General features: G+C 26.0%; 13 protein-coding genes. 6 read left to right on the top strand and 7 right to left on the bottom strand.

The features are described from left to right. Positions 1-195 precede the first annotated feature (195 nt). The 6 genes from polA to murJ form a co-directional block, all read right to left on the bottom strand. Entirely contained in the window at positions 196-2955 is a 2760-nt protein-coding gene (polA, locus tag R4K56_RS08275; protein ID WP_335772328.1) for a DNA polymerase I, read from the bottom strand. Positions 2956-3011: 56 nt separating this feature from the next. Next, entirely contained in the window at positions 3012-4310 is a 1299-nt protein-coding gene (locus R4K56_RS08270; protein WP_335757157.1) for a TonB-dependent receptor domain-containing protein, read from the bottom strand. A gap of 166 nt (positions 4311-4476) precedes the next feature. Beyond that, positions 4477-4917 carry a DUF2752 domain-containing protein gene (locus R4K56_RS08265; RefSeq protein ID WP_335772327.1) on the bottom strand — a complete coding sequence of 147 codons (441 nt, stop codon included), beginning with the start codon at positions 4915-4917 and terminating at the stop codon, positions 4477-4479. A gap of 91 nt (positions 4918-5008) precedes the next feature. Further along, entirely contained in the window at positions 5009-5389 is a 381-nt protein-coding gene (locus tag R4K56_RS08260) for a rod-binding protein (protein WP_335757155.1), read from the bottom strand. 128 nt (positions 5390-5517) lie between these two features. Further along, entirely contained in the window at positions 5518-8415 is a 2898-nt protein-coding gene (locus R4K56_RS08255) for a methyl-accepting chemotaxis protein (protein ID WP_335757154.1), read from the bottom strand. A gap of 78 nt (positions 8416-8493) precedes the next feature. Then, positions 8494-10107: a murein biosynthesis integral membrane protein MurJ gene (gene murJ / locus R4K56_RS08250; RefSeq protein ID WP_335757153.1), complete on the bottom strand. Its 1614-nt coding sequence runs from the start codon at positions 10105-10107 to the stop codon at positions 8494-8496. 561 nt (positions 10108-10668) lie between these two features. Between murJ and R4K56_RS08245 the strand changes: the two genes are divergently transcribed. The 5 genes from R4K56_RS08245 (at position 10669) to R4K56_RS08225 (ending at position 16742) form a co-directional block, all read left to right on the top strand. Further along, positions 10669-11919: an ABC transporter substrate-binding protein gene (locus tag R4K56_RS08245; protein ID WP_297297671.1), complete on the top strand. Its 1251-nt coding sequence runs from the start codon at positions 10669-10671 to the stop codon at positions 11917-11919. 101 nt (positions 11920-12020) lie between these two features. Next, positions 12021-12929, top strand: coding sequence for a carbohydrate ABC transporter permease (locus tag R4K56_RS08240; protein ID WP_335772326.1), 909 nt, complete (start codon positions 12021-12023; stop codon positions 12927-12929). A gap of 2 nt (positions 12930-12931) precedes the next feature. Further along, positions 12932-13786 carry a carbohydrate ABC transporter permease gene (locus R4K56_RS08235; protein WP_297297667.1) on the top strand — a complete coding sequence of 285 codons (855 nt, stop codon included), beginning with the start codon at positions 12932-12934 and terminating at the stop codon, positions 13784-13786. A gap of 325 nt (positions 13787-14111) precedes the next feature. Further along, on the top strand, positions 14112-14621 hold the full coding sequence (locus tag R4K56_RS08230) for a helix-turn-helix transcriptional regulator (protein ID WP_335772325.1): 510 nt from the start codon (positions 14112-14114) through the stop codon (positions 14619-14621). 195 nt (positions 14622-14816) lie between these two features. Next, entirely contained in the window at positions 14817-16742 is a 1926-nt protein-coding gene (locus R4K56_RS08225; RefSeq protein WP_335772324.1) for an AAA family ATPase, read from the top strand. A 68-nt stretch (positions 16743-16810) separates the two neighbouring features. On the opposite strand, the gene R4K56_RS08220 is transcribed toward R4K56_RS08225, so the two are convergent. After that, positions 16811-18340 (bottom strand): bifunctional metallophosphatase/5'-nucleotidase, encoded by a 1530-nt coding sequence (locus tag R4K56_RS08220; RefSeq protein WP_335772323.1) that lies wholly within the window; start codon positions 18338-18340, stop codon positions 16811-16813. Positions 18341-18483: 143 nt separating this feature from the next. Here R4K56_RS08220 and R4K56_RS08215 point away from each other — a divergent pair, with 143 nt between their 5' ends. After that, the gene (locus R4K56_RS08215; protein ID WP_335772322.1) at positions 18484-19881 is read left to right on the top strand and encodes an MATE family efflux transporter; all 1398 of its coding nucleotides are present in this window, start codon (positions 18484-18486) and stop codon (positions 19879-19881) included. Positions 19882-20114 lie beyond the last annotated feature (233 nt).

Genomic DNA, 20114 nt, shown 5'->3' with positions numbered 1-20114 from the left:
ATATAGTTGTTTAGGTATATACTAAAGAATAATATATATTACAAAAACTATTGAAACATAATAGATTTATTTTTCATTGTTTTTTATAACGCACATCAAAAATAATAAATATATCAATGATTTATTAATTTTTATTTAAGAAAAAGAGTTTTTATATAAAAATAAAATACTCTTTTTCTTTAAAAAATTCAAATATTAATGAACCTCTCCCCAGCTGTTTCCTTTATGTATATCAACAGTTATAGGCACATTAGTTTTTACTGAATGCTCCATTATCTCTTTCATTATAGTCATGGCTTTGTCTGCTTCTGACTCTGAAACTTCAACTACTAATTCGTCATGAACTTGCATAACTATTTTTGCAGTTTTCAAATGATTTTTAAACTCTTTATGTATGGCAATCATAGCAACCTTTATCATGTCCGCTGCACTTCCCTGAATAAGAGTATTTAAAGCCATTCTTTCAGCCTCATTTCTAGCCATAGCATTTGAAGAATTGATAGTCTTTGATAAATCCCTAATTCTTCCGCACATAGTTCTTACAAATCCTTTATTTCTTACTTCTTCAACAACTTCCTCGCAGAAAGGCTTTACTTTAGAATATGTTGCAAAATATCCTTTTATAAAATCTTCAGCTTCTTTTCTCTTTATTCCAAGTTCTTTTGAAAGTCCGAATGCTGTTTTACCGTAAATGATAGAGAAGTTTATTATCTTAGCAATATTTCTCATTGAAGGAGTTACATGCTCTTTGCTAACAGAATATATTTTCATAGCTGTTTTTCTATGAATATCATCATTATTTTTGAATGCTTCAACCAATACAGGATCATTACTGAAATGAGCTAATAATCTTAATTCTATTTGAGAATAGTCAGCAGCTATAAGCAAATTTCCTTTTTCTGCTATGAATGTATTTCTTATCTCTCTTCCTTCCTCGCCTCTTACTGGAATATTTTGTAAGTTAGGCTCTGATGATGATAAACGTCCTGTTGCTGTTACAGTTTGATTGAATGAAGCATGTATTCTTCCTGTTTTTTCATTTATCAATGTAGGGAATACATCGAGATAAGTATTTTTCAATTTTGCATATTTTCTATATGTGAGCATGTATTCAGCTATTTTATGTTTTTGTGAAAGATCAGTTAATACTTCTTCATCAGTTGAGAAACCTGTTTTAGTTTTTTTAGTAGGAGGTATTCCCATTTTATCGAATAATATATATTCAAGCTGTTTCGGAGACTGTAAATTAAATTCTTCTCCAGCTTCTTTATATATTTTCTCTTTTGTCTTTTCTAAAAGTAAACTATACTCATCAGATAATGCTTTCATTCTTTCGCTGCTTATATAAACACCGTCAAATTCCATATCAGCAAGTACACTAACTAAAGGCATTTCTATATTAAAAAATAATTCTTCAAGATTATAAGTTTTTAAAAGCGGAGCAAAACATTCATAAAATCTAAATGTTACATCAGCATCTTCACAAGCATATTCCACAACATCTTTTAAAGGTGCATCTAATAATGTCTTTTTAGCATTATCAGTTAAATCAGCGTATTTGATAGTATTGTATGAAAGATAAGCAATAGCTAAATCGTCCATATTATATCTTCCTCTTGTAGGATTAATCAAATATGCAGCAACCATAGTATCAAAGTACATATTGCCCAAACTTTTTCCTATAGCTCTCATCATCTTGTATTCATATTTAAGATTATGACCTATAACCTTTATGTCTTCACTGGCCAAAGTATCAAATACAAGATTCATACATTTTTCTTTATCTATTTTTGTTCTGCCGCTTAAGTCTAAATAAAATGCTTCTGAAGATCTTATAGAAAAAGAAATTCCTATAATAGTATCTTTAAATACATCTAATCCTGTAGTTTCAAAATCTATACATACAAGTTTTTTACTTTTAATATCATTTAAAAGATTTTCTAATTCTGTTTCATTCTCTATTAAATAATAGCTTGCTTTATTATCTTTAGCACTAAGTATAGGACTTTCCTCTTTTGCAGTATCATTATTATTTAATTTTTCATCAGAGATTTTTACTTTATCTTCTTTTTTAGAAGAACCATATATATATGAATTGATTTTATCTCTTATTTGTTTTAATTCTAATTCATCTAATATTTTATTAACTTCATCAATATTTATTTTATTGCTTGCTATTTCATTATAATCTAAATTAAAACCTTCTATATTTCTTTCAATGGTAGCAAGTTTATAGCTCATATATGCCATATCTTTTGACTCAAGTAATTTTTCCTGAATCTTACCTTTTATAGAGTCAATATTTTCATATATACCATCTAAACTTTTATATTCTTCAAGAAGTTTTAAAGCTGTTTTCTCACCTACCCCTTTAACTCCCGGTATATTATCTGAAGCATCTCCCATAAGAGAAAGTAAATCAATTATTTGATTAGGATAAACTCCTCTCTTCTCTTTTACCATATCTGAGTTATACTCCATAAGCTCATTATCTTTATTGCTTGCTACGACAATAACATTTTCATCAACAAGCTGAAGTATATCTTTATCCGGGGAATAAATTATAGTTTTTATATTCTCTTTTTTGTTTCTCTCAGCAATAGTGCCAACTATATCATCAGCCTCATAATTTTCAAGAACTATCCTTGATATACCTAAAGCATCAATAAGATTATAAAGTATAGGTATCTGACTTCTTAAATCATCAGGCATGCTCTCTCTATTCTCTTTATACTCTTTATATATTTCATTTCTGAAAGTTTTTCTTGAACTGTCCAAAGCTATAGCAACATATTCAGCAGGATATGTATTTATAAGCGAGAAATAAGTTCTCATAAAACCATTGATAGATGAAACATTCTGTCCCTTAGAATTTAAAAGAGGTCTTTTCAAAAAAATAAAATGGTATCTATAAAGTATACCAAATGCATCGATAATAAGAAATGTTTTTTTCATAATATTTCCATAATTATTTTTTATAGATTAATAGATATTAAATCATAACTTAATTATTATCGTAATTTGGCAGAAACATTTACAAAATATTCTCTGCTTGATATAGGATATCCTTTTATAGTTTCATATTTAACATCTAATATATTTTTTATTCCAAACCTTAAAGATATGTCCTTTTTAAATACAAAAGAACTTATTACATCAAAAGTGGTATAAGATTTATCTACTTCTGATTTTGTAGTATTATTATACTGATCTCCTATATATTGTACATTAAAAAGTATACTTGCTTCTAAATTACTATTCTTACTATATATGTACTCTAATGATGTATTAAATTGATGTCTTGGCAAACCAGGTAAGCTATTATTTTGAACACTTACATTATATAAATTCTGACCAACCAAATAAGAATAATTACCTTTTATTTTTATTGTAGAGTTAATTTCCTTTATAGGTATATTAAATATTATACTTGTTTTACTTCCCTGAGTTGTTAAATACTGATTATTATTTGTAAGTAAATCTTTTTTGGCACTTATAAAATATATAGCTTCAACAGTAATAATATCATGAGGCTTTAATGACAAACCAATATTTCCGCCTTGATAAAGATTTTGATTTTTTATACTATTAGTATAACTTCTTCCAAGCAATGCAATATCAGTTTGCATATTAAGAAAATACTTTCCTGTTACACTTATATGCTTTATTGGACTTATATTAAAATTAACATCTCCATTTACATAGGATCTAAAGTCAGCTGATGTACTTTTTTTACTGCTGAAACCTCTTTCTTCTCCGGAAGTATTTAAATTAAATTTTAACGAACTATTATTTTGATTCTTTAAATTGTATTCAAGCAAATTCATTTTACCAGATGATTTACTTTCATTAGTTTGTGTCTTTTTATATTTTATGGTTTTATCCGATTCCATTTTCACATCTTTCAATAAGTTAACATATAAAATTTCTTCAGATTTAGCAAATTTCTTACTCAAAATATTATATACTATTGTTCCGCTTAAAACATGATAATTAATATCTATAGAATCTATATTCTTTTTATCATATAAAAATAAATAAACTCTTTTTTCTTCATTATTTAATATTTCACCATTCAATATAAAAGTAGATTGAGAATAAACTGTTTTATTATTAATATCTATATTAGCATACTCTTTAATTAATTCTGCAATATTTTTAGCTTTAGATGATTTTATCTGATTTTTTCTTATAATAAATACTCTGTCTACAAGAAGTTGTTTTTCTTTATGAGCAGATTGAATTTCCTCTTGAGGATAAAGAGGGGAATATAAAAAAACACATAATAATATTAATAATATATTTCTCATATTTATATTACTATTTTCTTATTACAACCTCAATTATAGTTTAAATAATACATAAACTTAAACCAAACAAATATGATTTTGAAAAAATAATATTTAATCAATATTAGCGGAATTATATTCTATAATATAAAATCCTAATATATTAATTATATAAAAAAGAAAACAATTATATAATATTTTTCAAGATTTTTAATATTTTATAAAAGTCACTATTATAATTATATGTAAAAGGTTCTTGATTAGGGAATAGTAATACAAATCTTACTATATATACTATAATAAATATTATTAAAATAGAAATTGTTATGTAATTATTATTGTATATATAATCAGCTATTTTAAATTTATTTCTAAATATCACAATTGCAAAAATAATAGTTGGAAAAATAAATAAAGGATGATAATAAAAAGCTTTTTTAAAATTTAATTTTATTAATTCAATATGAGCTCTGGTCATACCGCAAGCAGGACAAGGAAAACCAGTAGTCTTTCTTATAAGACATAATTCTCCTATTGGTATGTCATATATTTTAATATGTGTATTACTGTCATAAATTATAAAAAGAGTAAGAAAAGATATTAATATGAGTTTTAATATTTTGATCATATTAAAAAATTGATAAATAATTTTGATACAATATTATTTCTCTTTATGTAATTAAAATTTTCACATAAAAAGAAATAATATTAATATTTTATTAAACATATTTTTCCATTTGATTGTATATAATATCAGCAAGACCAAAAGTTTTTGTTTTTGAGAATTCTTTAGCATATTCATCATAAAGCATATCTTCAAAAATTTGCTCTGCCATACCGCCGTCTATTAAACCGCTTTTATCAACAGTTTTTCTCATTTCTTTTAGCATCTGATTAATCATCAAAGCTTCAAAATCTTCAGAAACTTTTCTAAGACGATTTTTTTCAAATTCTTTGTCATATTTTGATGCGATACTATTGTTATTTTCTGTTGGTTCTTCTATAGAAAATTTAGCATTTGAATACTGTTTTTTAGTATTTTCTAATCTAGTTAAATTAGCACTTCCCATGCTTAAATTATATTTATCTGTTATATTCATAATTTATCCTAATAATAAATTTTTATATACTATTATTTTTATCGGAAAAAATAAAAAAGCCATTAGCAATAAAAAAGCCTAAATCATATTTCAGATTTAGGCTTTTATTTATAAAAATAATATTTTTATTACTGCCAAGTTACAATATATTCAGTATATATATAACCTTTACTTATAGACTTAGTCATTTTTACTTTAGAACCATTAGGATATTTAAATCTGAATATATTTTTTATTATTTCATCATAATAAGTTTCTATCATAGAATCATAGTTAGGGAAATAATGTAAATGATAAATTATACGTTTCTTTTCAGCCTTAACTGGTTCTATATGAATATTTTTAAACATCTTCTTATTGAAATTAATAAATATATCAGCTAAAGTATTTCTTTTTGAAATTTTAATAAGTAATTTTGTAAAGAAAGAAAATCTTTTAAAGTCATATCTAGCTTTCTCTCTTATACCCTCTCTTGAACCTTCATAGAATTCGTCCATTATAGAAGTCATAGGTATGAAACATGAAGATGATAAAGGATATTTTTTTCTAAATTTAGTTTTAGTAATATCTTTAAATATATATCTGCATTCATCTGGCATTTGTTCCAACAATTTTTGGAATTTCTCTTTACCAAAAGTTGCTACAACAAATTTATAAATACTTTGAACGAATGCTTGTCTTCCGTAAGCTCTGTCACCTTCATTGATAATTTTTATTTTCTCTTTAATAACCTCTTCAAAGTCTTTTATAACATAATTAGACATTTCATTTTCTAACATATCAACTGAATCGCTTGCTACATTAGAAAGCTGTTCTATTTCTTTTATAAGATCAAATACATGTCCTATTTGATTTCCCATATCCTGAGTTTTTGAAACTATATCATCTGTATTTTGTGATACAAGCTTCATAGCTTCATCATTTTTCTTAGAGAAATCAGAAAGGTTTACTAAATCATCTTTTGCTATAGAAATTCTTCCATGTAAATCTGTATATTGTTCTTTAATTACTTTAACAGCATCATACAAACTTTCTATAGAAACGCTAATCTCTTTTGTTGAATCATATTTCTCATCAGCAACTTTTTTTACTCTGTTCATAGTATTAACAAAGTTTTGCATTTTAGCAAGCATATCTTCTGTTGTGATTATTCTCTCTGTCATACTTGACATTATTAGATTCATTTCTTTTTCTATATCTCTTAATATTTTCCAAGCTTTTTCAGACTGCAAATTTGTAGTAGTAGCTAATTTTCTAATTTCTTCAGCAACTACTGCGAATCCTTTACCTTGCTCTCCAGCATGTGCAGCCTCAATAGCGGCATTCATCGCTAACATGTTAGTTTGCTGAGATATATCTATAGTTGAATTTACGAAGTCTGTAATACCTCTTATAGAAGATATCAATGATTTTGTAATGTTTTCTGTTTTTACTATTTTCTCTTTACTATCTTCTGCCAAAGAAACAACCTGTTCTGATTCTTCTTTAGCCTTTCCTACTGAAATTGATACTTCCTGCATATCCTTCTGCATACTCATAGTTAAAGAATTTATTTGATTCAAACTTACAGACTGATCATCAATCTTACTTTGAAGATTATTAGTCATATCATCAATGGAAACTAATTCAGCCAAACTTGAAGCTATAATTTTATATATTTCCAAATTACTGCTTTCTACATGCTTAAACTCTGTTTGCTGAGATGATATATTATCTATTATCATAGTAACATTTTCTGTCATAGCACCAGCAGCTTCGGTAATATTTGACATTCTGTCTTTCAAAGCATTGCTTTGTTCTTTCGATACCTTTAAAGTTTTTGATACACTTGAAAATACATGCTGAACCATATCAAAGAATATTCTTATCCAAGTACTTAAATCTCCTAATGAATCTCTTGAATGAATTTTACTTACATTTACAAATATATTATTGTCAAATACGCCGGATTCCAATTCTTGAGATATTTTATCTAAAGGTTTTAAAGATATAGGTATAGTTATATTCAATACAACTATAATAACAATTACTGCCACTATCAATATAAAGAATATAGTATTATTAGTTGTCTCTAAAACATTATAGAAGAAACTTGTAGGAACGGACATAAATATATTATAGAATCCATTATCAAATTGTCTAAAGAATAATGTATAATTCTGATCTCCAACCTGATAATTTTCTCTTACTCTTGTATTTGTATAGAATGTTGTATTATTTACTATTGTATCAATCCATTCTATTTCTTTTAAATTACTAAGTATAAAATTAGGATTATCATGATAAACTATTTTTCTATTTCTTGAATCAAAAATTACAGTATTAAAAGGACCTGTTTTTACTATATTAGTAAGCATTTCATAAGCTATATCTAAAGAAAGATCTGATAAAGATACTCCTATAAGATTATTATTTATACTAGAATAAATAGGAGAAGAAAAAGAAATAACTTTTTGAGGCTTATCAATATTCTTTAAATAAGGTGAAGAATAATAAATACTTCTAGGTCTTTTAGATTCTCTGTTCCAGTTATTTGGAAGTGCTAAAGAATAGAATTCATGTTCAACATAATTATCAGTAGAATTTTCAATTTTAGGATGCATATCTCCAGTATTGCCTACATCATATAGATATAATGAATAAAGTCCTCTCATATAAGGATTATTATCTATAACATCCGGCTCAAAATATATACCGTTTGCTATAACATGATGCAATGCTGTTTGAGATTTATGGAATCTGTAAATAATTTTTCTAAGGTTAGTAGCTACATCAGTAACAGTTCCGGTAGAATATAAATCATAAGACACAGTAGCTATATCTGCCAAAGAAACTGTACCAACACTTGTAGATGAAAAAATATTTTCAAATGTTGAGCCTACATCATAGAAATAGTTCTGCGAAATATTCATAGCAGAATTATATAAAGCTTCCTTATTAGTTTTTGTATTTATAAAAATCGTAGGCGATAATGCCAAAATTACAACAATAATAACAAGTAAAAGTACTTTATTTTTTAGACTCATAAAAAAAACCTTATATTATAAAAAAATTACTGCTTAACTTATCGGATATTTACAATTTATTATTGAGAGAGATATATACTATTTTTTAATAAACTTTCTAAATAATTTTCCTTTAAACATATTAACAAAAGAAAGAAAATCATTATTTTTTAATATTAAATTAATAATAGAATATGATAAAACTCCTAATAATATTACTATAAATACCTTAAATATAAAAAATATCCTAGAATCTCCTGTTCCTGATAATAAATAATACTTCACACCATAAACAGATCCTGCCATAAACAAACTGGATATCAAAGTTTTTACAACTTCAAGTTTCTTATTTACTATCGATTTCACAGTCATTCTCTTCATAAGCAATACATATAGTATACAAAAAGATACAATATTTGCAATAACACTTGATATAGATATTCCTATAATATCGAATTTAAATACATAAACACATAAATAATTACTAACAGCATTAATAATGAATGTAAAAAAGGCTATATAAACTGGTGTTTTCATATCCTTCATAGCATAAAATGACTGTACTAATATCCTGTAGCTTGCCACAAAGAATAAAGATATAGATAAATACCTTAAAGCACTTGATACTAAATATGTAGATTTTGAGGAAAATGCCCCATATTCAAATATCATTCTTACAATTTCCTTTCCAAGAACCACGAAACCAAAAGTTGCGGGAATAGTAACCAATGCAACAAGCCTTAATGAGTAACCTAAAGTTTCAACCGCCTCATCTTTTTTCTTATCCGCTATCAATTTACTTAAAGTAGGAAGCATAACAGTTGCCACACTAACAGCAAAAACACCTAAAACAAATTCATGTATTCTTGTAGCAAAAGTAACAGCAGAAACCCTACCCTCTCCAATGGCACCGGCAAAAGCAGTGGATACTAATAAATTTATTTGGTATATGCTAGCCCCAAAAATACCAGGAGCGAATAATTTTATCATTCTTACAACATAAGGATCTTTAAAATTAAAATTAGGCGTAAAAGTAAATCCTTGCTTATGTACAAAAGGCATCTGATATATAAATTGTACAAAACCTCCTAAAAGAACAGCAAATGCAAATACATAAGCCATATTATTAAAGAAATCAGGCAAAAAGAATTTAAAAAACAAAGCCATAGATATAATTACAGTATTCAAAAGTATAGGACTTGCTGCTGATATAGAATAATATCCTCTTATATTAAGTACTCCCTGCATAAGTGCTGCTAAAGATATAAATAGAAGATAAGGAAACATTATTCTTGATAAATCAGTAGCTAATTTTAATGCTTCTATATTATCCTTACCAGATTTATAAAGTATGTTAACCAATAAAGGAGAAACTATAATACCGATAGCAACAATTACTATAAGTATCAATCCTAATAATGTAAAAATTGCCCTAAAAAACTTTTTTGATTCTTCTATACCTTTTTCTTTTTCAAGCTCAGTAAAAACTGGTATAAAACTAGCTACCATATTACCTTCAGCGAATAAACGCCTTAAAAGATTAGGAAGTATAAATCCTATTGCGAAGGCATCTGCTATAAATGTAGTTCCAAGTAAAGCAGCCTGTATTTGATCCCTTACAAGTCCGAATATTCTGCTTACTGTAGTTACTAATGACATTTTTAATGATGATTTCGCTATTTTCTCTTTGCTTATTGTTTTATTTTCTGACATATTTCCTCTAATTTTAATTTTTTAAAATATTCCTATATAATGTTTAATAATAACAGAATATTAAATATATCATAAAAATATAAATTAAAAAATGATAAAAAACAATCAGGATATTTTACTTAACATAATATTTTTTTACAATTAATTTTATAAAATTCAAATAATATTGATAAACTATTTTTAATATAAATATTTTTAATTTTATATTATAAACTATAATAAAATATATTTTCATAAAAAAATAAATAATGATTATTTAATATTTTGTATATAATTTTTTATATCGTAATTGACTTTTTAATGATAATAATTTAAGATGCATACCAATAAAATCTTAAGGGTATTTTTATGAAAATTTTTGAAAAAATCAATAAAAACTATTTCATTTACAAATACCATTTCCCTCAAATTTTCTAATCAATAGATGGGTCATCTATTTTACAAACATCAATAATATAATAAATCATTAATTTATTACATACAGAAGAAATTTATATAAAATTATATAAATAATAATCATAATAAAAAAATAATAAAATATTTTTGGAGGATAATTTTATTATGAAAAGAATTTTACTTATTCTATCTTTATCTTTAATTTTATTTTTGCCATCATGTTCCGGCGGAAATGGTTCAGAAAAGAAAAAAATTGTTTATTGGTCTATGTGGAATGAAACAGAATCTCAAGGTCAGGCAGTGAAAGCAGCTATTGAAGATTATATGGCAAAACATCCTGATATAGAGGTAGAGATAAATTTTAATGGCCGAGAAATAAGAAAAACACTTCAGCCTGCTCTAGATAATGGTCAAACTATAGATTTCTGGGACGAAAATATAGAAAGAACAACCAAAAACTGGGGAAAATATGCATTAAAATTAGATGATTATATCACTAATGTTTATGATACTACAGGAGGCAAACCTTATGAAGATGTTATTATAAAATCATTACTAGATTTAGGAAGATCTTTTTCTTCAGATGGTTCATTATATGCTATTCCTTATCAGCCTTTTGTATTCTTATTTAATTATAACAAAAAAATATTTAGAGAGGCAGGAATAGAAAAAGTACCAGAAACTTGGCAGGAATTTAAAGATGCTTGTGCTAAAATAAAAGCATTAGGAATACCGCCTATTACTGATGATGATGCTGAAATTAATGCTTTATTAGGATACCATATGGCTAAATATAAAGGAACAGAATTCGTTCAAAAAGTAGTTACAGAAGGTTTATGGGATGATCCTACAGTATTAAAAGCAGCTAAAGATTGGCAGGAAATGGTAGAATTAGGATATATATCTCCTAAAGTTGCCGGAAATAAATTCCCTGCAGGAAGACATGAATTAGCAAGAGGAGAAGCTGCAATGTTCTTAAATGGTACTTGGGTTCCTAATTTTGTAATGGAAACTGCAGGCGAAGATTTTGAATGGGGACATTTCCCTTATCCTACAGTAGAAGGCGGCACTGACGGACTTTATGATATGCATTATGGAAGTCAGTCATTCCAAATAAATAAAGATACTAAATATCCAAAAGAAATTTTTGATCTTATAGTACATCTTACTACTGGAAAATGGGACGAAGAAATAGCAAAACGTTCTTATGCTCTTCCTGTTTCAAGCACAAGTACATATTGGACAAAACAGCTTGAAGATACTAAAGAAATATTCCCTAAATTAGGTAAATATTATCCTTTAGATGGAGGAATAGATGTTAATACAGAAAAAACTCCTATAATAAATGCTAATGTTATAAAATTAATGTCAGGTCAAATAACAGCAGAAGAATTTATTGCTGAAATGAAAAAATAAAATAAAAAATAATTAATTAAATAAATTAGATATGCTGTATATTTTTAGTATTTATAATGCTAATAAAATACAGCATGTCAATTATTTTAGAGTATAATATTATGTATAAAAAATATAGAAAAATAACAGCTGTAATATTTGTATTACCAGCAATAATTATATTTCTAATAGCCTTCTTATATCCTGTAATTAGAACTGGTATTATGAGTTTATTTTATGTTGAAACAATATCAGACAGTATAATGAACTGGAAATTTGTAGGAATAGATAATTTTATATTCTTATTTCAAAGTAAGTTATTTTTAAAATCATTAAAAAATGTTTTTATTATATGGCTTGTAGGCGGATTAATAGTTTTTTCTATATCTCTTTTTTTCGCATCTATACTTACAGCTCAAGATATGAAATTAAAATCATTTTTTAAAACAATAATTTATCTGCCTAATATAATATCTTCTGTTGCTTTGGCTACTATGTGGATTTATTATTTTTACCAGCCTGATTATGGTTTTTTAAAATCATTTTTTACTTTACTAGGTTTTCAAAATTTGGCTGATATAAAATGGGCTTCTCCTAATTATATATTCATTTCATTACTGATTGCATATTCTTTTTCTAATGTTGGATATTTTATGGTAATGTTTTGTGCTTCTATGGAATCTATACCAATAGCATTATATGATTCTGCCTCTATAGATGGGGCAAATTCTTTTGATAAATTTTTTAAAATTACATTGCCTTTAACATTAAATGCAATAAAAAGTGCAATAGTAATCTGGAGTATAGAAGCTTTCGGAATGTTTGTATGGTCTCAAATATTCTCGCCTTTAGATCCTGAACCTGGAACAATTACTCCTAAAATATATATGTATTTTCAATTATTCGGTTCCAATTTAATAGTTTCAGATAGAAATGCAGGATTGGGGGCTTCAATATGTATTATTTTATCTATTATAGCATTGATTTCTTTTTTACTTGTAAATTTATTTTTTAGGGATAATAATAAATAATTATGTTAAATCGTTTAGAAAAAAAAATAGTAATTAATAAGTTATTTTTAATAATTAAATACATGATAATGATCACTTGGTGTTTATTAATATTTATATGTATAGGCTGGATATTTTTAGCTTCATTATCTACAACAACAGATATATTTGACGGAAAAATTCTAGCTTCAGGAATAAATTTTAAAAATTATTATAAAGCTTTTGTTAATAACAGAGTTGGAATATATTTTATTAATTCTATTATTTATTCATCAACTTCTGTAATAGGATTGGTAATATTATGTTCGCCTGCTGCTTATGCAATAGCAAGAATAGATTTTAAATTAAATAATGTATTAAAGAAAATTTTTGTATTAGCAATGGGAGTTCCCGGCATAATGATAGTTATTCCGCTTTTTGGAATAGCTGCAACTTTAAAATTAATAAACAATAGATTCATATTAATATTAGTTTATATAGCTATGCATATACCTTTTACAATTTTCTTTCTTATATCATTTTTTAAAAATATATCGCATACATTTGAAGAAGCTGCCGCTATAGACGGATGCAGTCCTTTCAGAGCTTTTTGGAATATAATGTTTCCATTGGCATCACCAGGAATAGTAACTGTATCTATATTTAATTTTATTTCAATATGGAATGAATATTTTACAGCATTAATATTTGCAAATAAAACTAATTTAAGACCATTATCAATAGGGCTTTTTTCTATGATTCAATCTATGAAGTATACTAATGATTATTCAGGAATGTTTGCTACTGTTGTTATAGTTTTGATACCTACTATTATAATTTATATAATACTGTCTAAAAAAATTATATCGAATATTACTGCAGGCGGAATTAATGAATAATAATTATAAATTTTAAATAATATCAAAATTTATTATACTTTGAATAAATATATTTGGCTCACCCATTAAATATCTTATAACTAACAAAAAGTAAATTGTATCATTGATATAATGAAACAATAAATACTGCATTTTCTAAATTTAATAAAAAAAATAAATCTATTTAATAAAATTTATCCTAATTAAAACACAAAATACACTTTACACTTTTTGTAATTAATAATTTTACATTTTTTGTAAATTAATAATTGACATTTTATGTAAATATACTATACTATAAATATATCAAAAACATAATCATAAAAAATAAAGCGAATAAATTAAAATGGAAAACAAACTATTAAGAGATAAAATAAGAGATCTTGATTTAAGAATATCCGATTTGGCAGAATATTTAAAAATATCAAGACCGACTTTATATAAATATATAGATATGTACGAAGAAGGAAACAGAGGCACAATAGACACAAAAATATTAAATCTCTTTGACTATATGCAAAATAGTAAAAATATAGGGAACAGTAATGTTATTTATTATATAATGAATAATATTATTGAAAACAGCAATACAAATAATAGCGAGGAAGACAAAAGAATGAAAATAAAATCATTATTAAAAACAGAAAATAAAACAAAAGAAGATTTTATATATATGCTTACAGAGGATAATTTTTTTGATCCTATATTGGACTATTTAATGAAATGCAAAAAACTTTCTGCTGATTCGGACAAAAAATTATCTGATGAAGATTATGAGTTTATATCGCCTCTTATGAGTTTATATAAATCTCAAGGCTTTAAAATGAGATTATCAAATAAAGATAAAAGTAGATAACATTTTTTATCAATAATTGGCTTTATTACAAATAGTTATTTATTATGATAATATAAAATTTATAAAAAAATGGAAATAAATAATATTTTTTAGTCAAAATGCAGTCTTTTTGCTTCTTTGTGCCAACAAAAGAAGTGGGGGCGTTGGAGGCTAGCCCCCAAAATAATAAATACATAAAATCAAAGGAGAAAACTTATGAAAAGATACTTAACAATTAAAAACTTCAGAAACATCAACCCTATAATAGTAAACAAAGATAAAGAAAATAATTCAGCATACAGAGAAGATGAAGAGAAATACGGCAGATTATATCTTAACGGATATGTAGAACAAGGTGCATTAATAAGCATTATAGGAGCAAACGGCACTGGTAAAAGCAATATACTTTCAGCAGTAGAAAAAGCGTTCAAAGGCGGTATAGATGATAAAAGGGATAATCCCAAAATAGACGGCTTTAAAGACTGCAAACCAGAATTAGAAATATTCCTTGAATCAAACAGCAGAAATGTATACAAAGGAAAATTTCAAAATGGTCAAATTATATTTGATATTTGTGAAAAATTTGATTATTATTTTTTTAATGGTGCAGAACATTCAAAAATGATAGCAGAGTTAATATTTGAAGAAAATAAAACATTAGATGATATATATAATAACATAATATACAGAGAATATAGCTCTGAGGATAAAATATCAATTATGTTCAAAATATTCAGAGCATTAAAAAATAAATTTAACAATTATGTGGGATGTTTTATAACAATACTTATATTTAGCTGTTTATCAGATATAAAATATTATAAAATCTCAAATGAAAAATATGAATTTGATATTGACAAAGCTGCAGATGATATAAGAAATTATAGAGTGTGGTGTAGTATGGCATATTATCAAATTATAAAAAAAATAATGCAAATTGATAAAGTATTAGATTATGCATACTGCAATATTTATGTTCATAATAAATTAAATATCAAAAATGAAGAGCTTACTATAAATAAAGATGATATAAAAAACTCTTCTTTTTTATACTCATTATTTAAATCAACTAATGATATAAAAACTTATGAGTATCTGATAAACAATTATGACTATATAGTATCTGATGTGTCTTTCTCAAAACAAAAAGAAAATGAGATAAACAAACTCTTTGAAGATACTATATCAAAAAAATTCAATGAACTCTACAAATCCAATAATAATTATGTTTTCAAAATAATTTTGGAAACTAGCTGTATAAGAGTTTATTTTGAAACAAAAAACGGGCTTACAAATTTAGAAAATGAATCCGATGGCTTTAATTGGTTTTTCAGCTTGTTCTTTAATACAATAAATCCTAATGAATTAAAAAAAGGAGATATAATAATAATTGATGAGCCTGAGCAGCATTTATCAGTACCTTTAATAAAAGAGCTTAGAAAATTTTTAAAACAGTTTGCAAAAGATAATGGTATTACTATAATAACATCTATACAAAATCCTTATTTTGCTGATATTAATCATTTAGATGAATTAAAAATAGTGGAACCAAAACAAGATGGCATAGGCGTAAAAATAGAAAATGACTTCTCCGCTACTTATGGAAAAGTGGATTCATTAGAAAAAATTATCAATGCATTCGGTGTAAAACATATAGATATTACAAGAGACACTAGAATAATATATGTTGAAGGCATTACAGATTATAATTATCTTACAGCTTTCAAATTATTAATGGAGCATATAGAAAACAAAGAAATAAATACCGCTTTTATGCCTATTAATGGAGTTGGAAAACCTAATGATGAAAGACAAAAAAAAGATATAATAGATTCTTTATGTCAATTATCAAAAAATCCTACTCTATTAATTGACAGCGATATTTCAGCAGATCAATTTGCAGAGTTGGCAGAAGAAACAAGTTTGAGAATAACTCAGCTTAAAGATATTAACCCTAATTTTATTACAATAGAAGATTTATTTGATAATATGGATAAGCAATTTTTTAGAATAGATAAAAAACATAAAGATGCACTTGCATCTAGTTTATTCAAAAATAATATAATAGAGTATTATGAAAAAAAGCTAATATCTCAGGCTACTATAGATAATTTCTTTAAGGTTATCAGAGAAATAGATTAATAAAAAATATTTCTAAAAATAAAAGGGACTGTTATTTACAGCCCCTTTTATTTATATATAAAAAAATTTTAATTAAATATTATACGCTCTGTGTCATCAATAGAAGTTTCAGGAATATTTTTATATTCTTTTAAAGTTTTAATTATTAAATCTCTCATATCAAGTCCTGTATGTATAATGTTTTCTCCATATTGAAACAAAGGCTTTCCGTTTGAATCTATATACTTTTCGCCTCCGTTAAATATATAGTCAGCAACAGCAACTACATATTTTTCATTGTCATTTATAGGTTTGCCTTTTATGTATGATTCTAAAAGTTTTCCGTTACTGTCAAAATTGATAATACAGTCTTTTGATATCTGTAAAAACGCTCCCTCCCCTTTTCTTGAAGCTGATAACTCTAATATATTTTTTAAATCTTTTCCGCTTAAAGTTGTAAGTATTATTAAATTATCAAATGGGAAAAACTCATAAATATTTCCTAATGTAACTTTTCCGCCCGGAAGCTGTCCTCTTAAAGAACCAGAATTTATTAATGCTATATCGATGCTGTTTTGAGATGATGCTACTATATCAGAAACGAAATTTCCCAAAGCAGTAGACTTATTTCTCACATTCTCATCTGTTAAAGCATAAGGTAAAGAAGCTATTTCTATATTAAACTCTTTATCAACTTGGCTTTGCATTTCATCTATTTTTGCCAATATAGTTTTGTCTTCTTCTATAGTTTCATCTAATCTTATAAGTTTATAATCAGGATAAGCATATTTTCCATTTTTAAATATTATATCTATAGTACCTATATACTCTCCGTATTGTCCAGCCTGAACTATGGACGTCTTTCCTATAATAACCGGTTTTTCTAATACTGTATGAGTATGACCTCCTACTATAATATTAAATGTATTTGGAATCTCCTGTGCTATTTTTTTATCAATATCGAATCCTGCATGGCTTAATAATATAGTAACATCATTAGTGGTATTTAAAGGAATTTCTTTTAAAAGATTTTTTAATGATGATACCTCTTCTTCTATATCAATATAATCAAGCCCCTGAGTAATATTCATCTTCTCGCTTTGTAAAACTCCTATTATTGCAGTATTTACTCCATTAATATTTGTTACTATATATGGAAGAACATAATTTTCACCTGTATCAATTACTTTTACATTGCATGCTATTGTTGGGAAATTTCTATTGCTTATAATATTGTTCAGCTGATCTATTCCAAAATCAAATTCATGATTTCCAAGTGCTGATACCTGAACACCAATATCATTCATAAGTTCAACTTCGTCCATTCCCTGATAAACTATAGAAAATACACTTCCTGTAATAGTATCGCCTGCATGCATAACTATAACATTTTTATTATCATTTTTTATATTATCAATAAAAGTTTTTCTTCTTGCCGCACCGCCGTATCTATTAGTAATATCATCTTCTTTTGATATTTTTATAAACTCTCTGTTTTTTGAATGAGTATCATTCATATGTACTATTGTGAGAACTTTTGTTCCATTATTAGTATTATTGGAGCATGAAACACATAAAATGATAAAAAAAATAATAAAGATCAAGCCTATTTTTTTCATTTTTATATCCTAATTATAGTTTTAAATTAATAATATAGTCATTAATTTTTAAAGTCAATAATATTTAGATGTAATAAGTTTGACTAAAATATAAATAAGTTTATCATATAAAAAATATTAAAGAATTATTATATGGGATTTTTATGGGAAATGAAGCAATATTAAATGATACAAATAGCAAGGCGAATGATTTAGCAAATAAACCTGTTGGAAGATTATTATTTCAATTAGCACTTCCTGCAATAGCGGCACAAATAATAAATGTTTTGTACAATGTTGTAGACAGAATGTATATAGGACATATTCAAGATATTGGGGCTATGGCTTTAACTGGTGTCGGAGTAACAATGCCGGTTATAATGGCAGTATCAGCATTTGCATATCTTATAAGTATGGGCGGTTCTCCGCGTGCTTCAATTATGATGGGAAAGCAGGATTATGATAAGGCAGAAGAAATACTCGGCAACTGTGCTATGACATTAATCATTATATCAATCACTTTGACTATAATATTACTATTATTTTCAAGACCTTTGCTTATGATTTTTGGTGCTAGTGAAAAGACTATAATCTATGCCTTGAGATATTTAAGAATATATTCTATAGGAACAATATTTGTTCAATTAGCTTTAGGACTTAATACTTTTATAACTGCACAAGGAAAAGCAAAAACGAGCATGTTCACTGTATTAATAGGTGCTATTACAAATATAATACTAGACCCTATATTTATATTCGTATTTCATATGGACGTAAGAGGTGCTGCTCTTGCCACAATTATATCACAGGCTATATCATGTATATGGATACTTTCATTCATGACCTCTAAAAGAACTATTTTGAAATTAAAATTCAAAAATTTGAGAATATCCCCTAGTGTCATACTTCCATGTTTGGCTTTAGGCTTCTCCCCTTTCATAATGCAATTTACTGAAAGCGTTTTATTCGTATCTTTTAATACCTCACTATTAAAATACGGCGGTGATTTAGCAGTAGGTGCCATGACAATATTAAGCAGTATAATGCAATTTTCTTTCCTTCCTATAATGGGACTTACTCAAGGTGCTCAGCCTATAATTAGTTATAATTATGGGGCTAATAATTTTGACAGAGTAAAAAATACATTCAAAATATTATTAATAAGCTGCGTTTCTTTTTCTACTTTAATGTGGGTAATATCCGAATTTTTCCCATATCTTTTTGTAAGGATATTTACAAGCGATGAAGAATTAATAAATTACAGTATATGGGCTTTAAGAATATATATGGCTAGTTCCTTAATATTCGGGGCTCAAACTGCATGTCAGCAAACATTTGTAGCTTTGGGAAATGCCAAAATATCAGCTTTTTTAGCCATATTAAGGAAGGTAATACTATTAATACCTCTTATATTTATATTGCCAATATTTCTTGAAGATAAAGTTTTTGCTGTACTGTTGGCAGAACCTATAGCAGATTTTCTCGCTGTATGTACAACTGTAACAATGTTTACTATATCATTCAAAAAGTTAATTAAATCTTCAAATATTAACATAAGATAGAAATATATGTAAAATTACCATTTATAGTAAAAAAATTACTATTTACAATTATGAAAAATAGTTATTATATTGACTTTTTTAATTTTTAATGCTAGCATAATTTACAGTAATTGTAGAAATAGTGTGATAGAGCGGTAATAGATAAATTAGGAGCCAACCTTAAGTAACATAACTGAAAATTACATAAAGTATTTTTATTCGAAAAATAATTTTTAAGACTATATAAAAACATC

Source organism: Brachyspira pulli (genome assembly GCF_036997785.1).
Classification (GTDB): Bacteria; Spirochaetota; Brachyspiria; order Brachyspirales; family Brachyspiraceae; genus Brachyspira; species Brachyspira pulli.
Note: the sequence above shows the minus strand (reverse complement) of the source record. Positions and strands in the feature narration are given on the sequence as shown.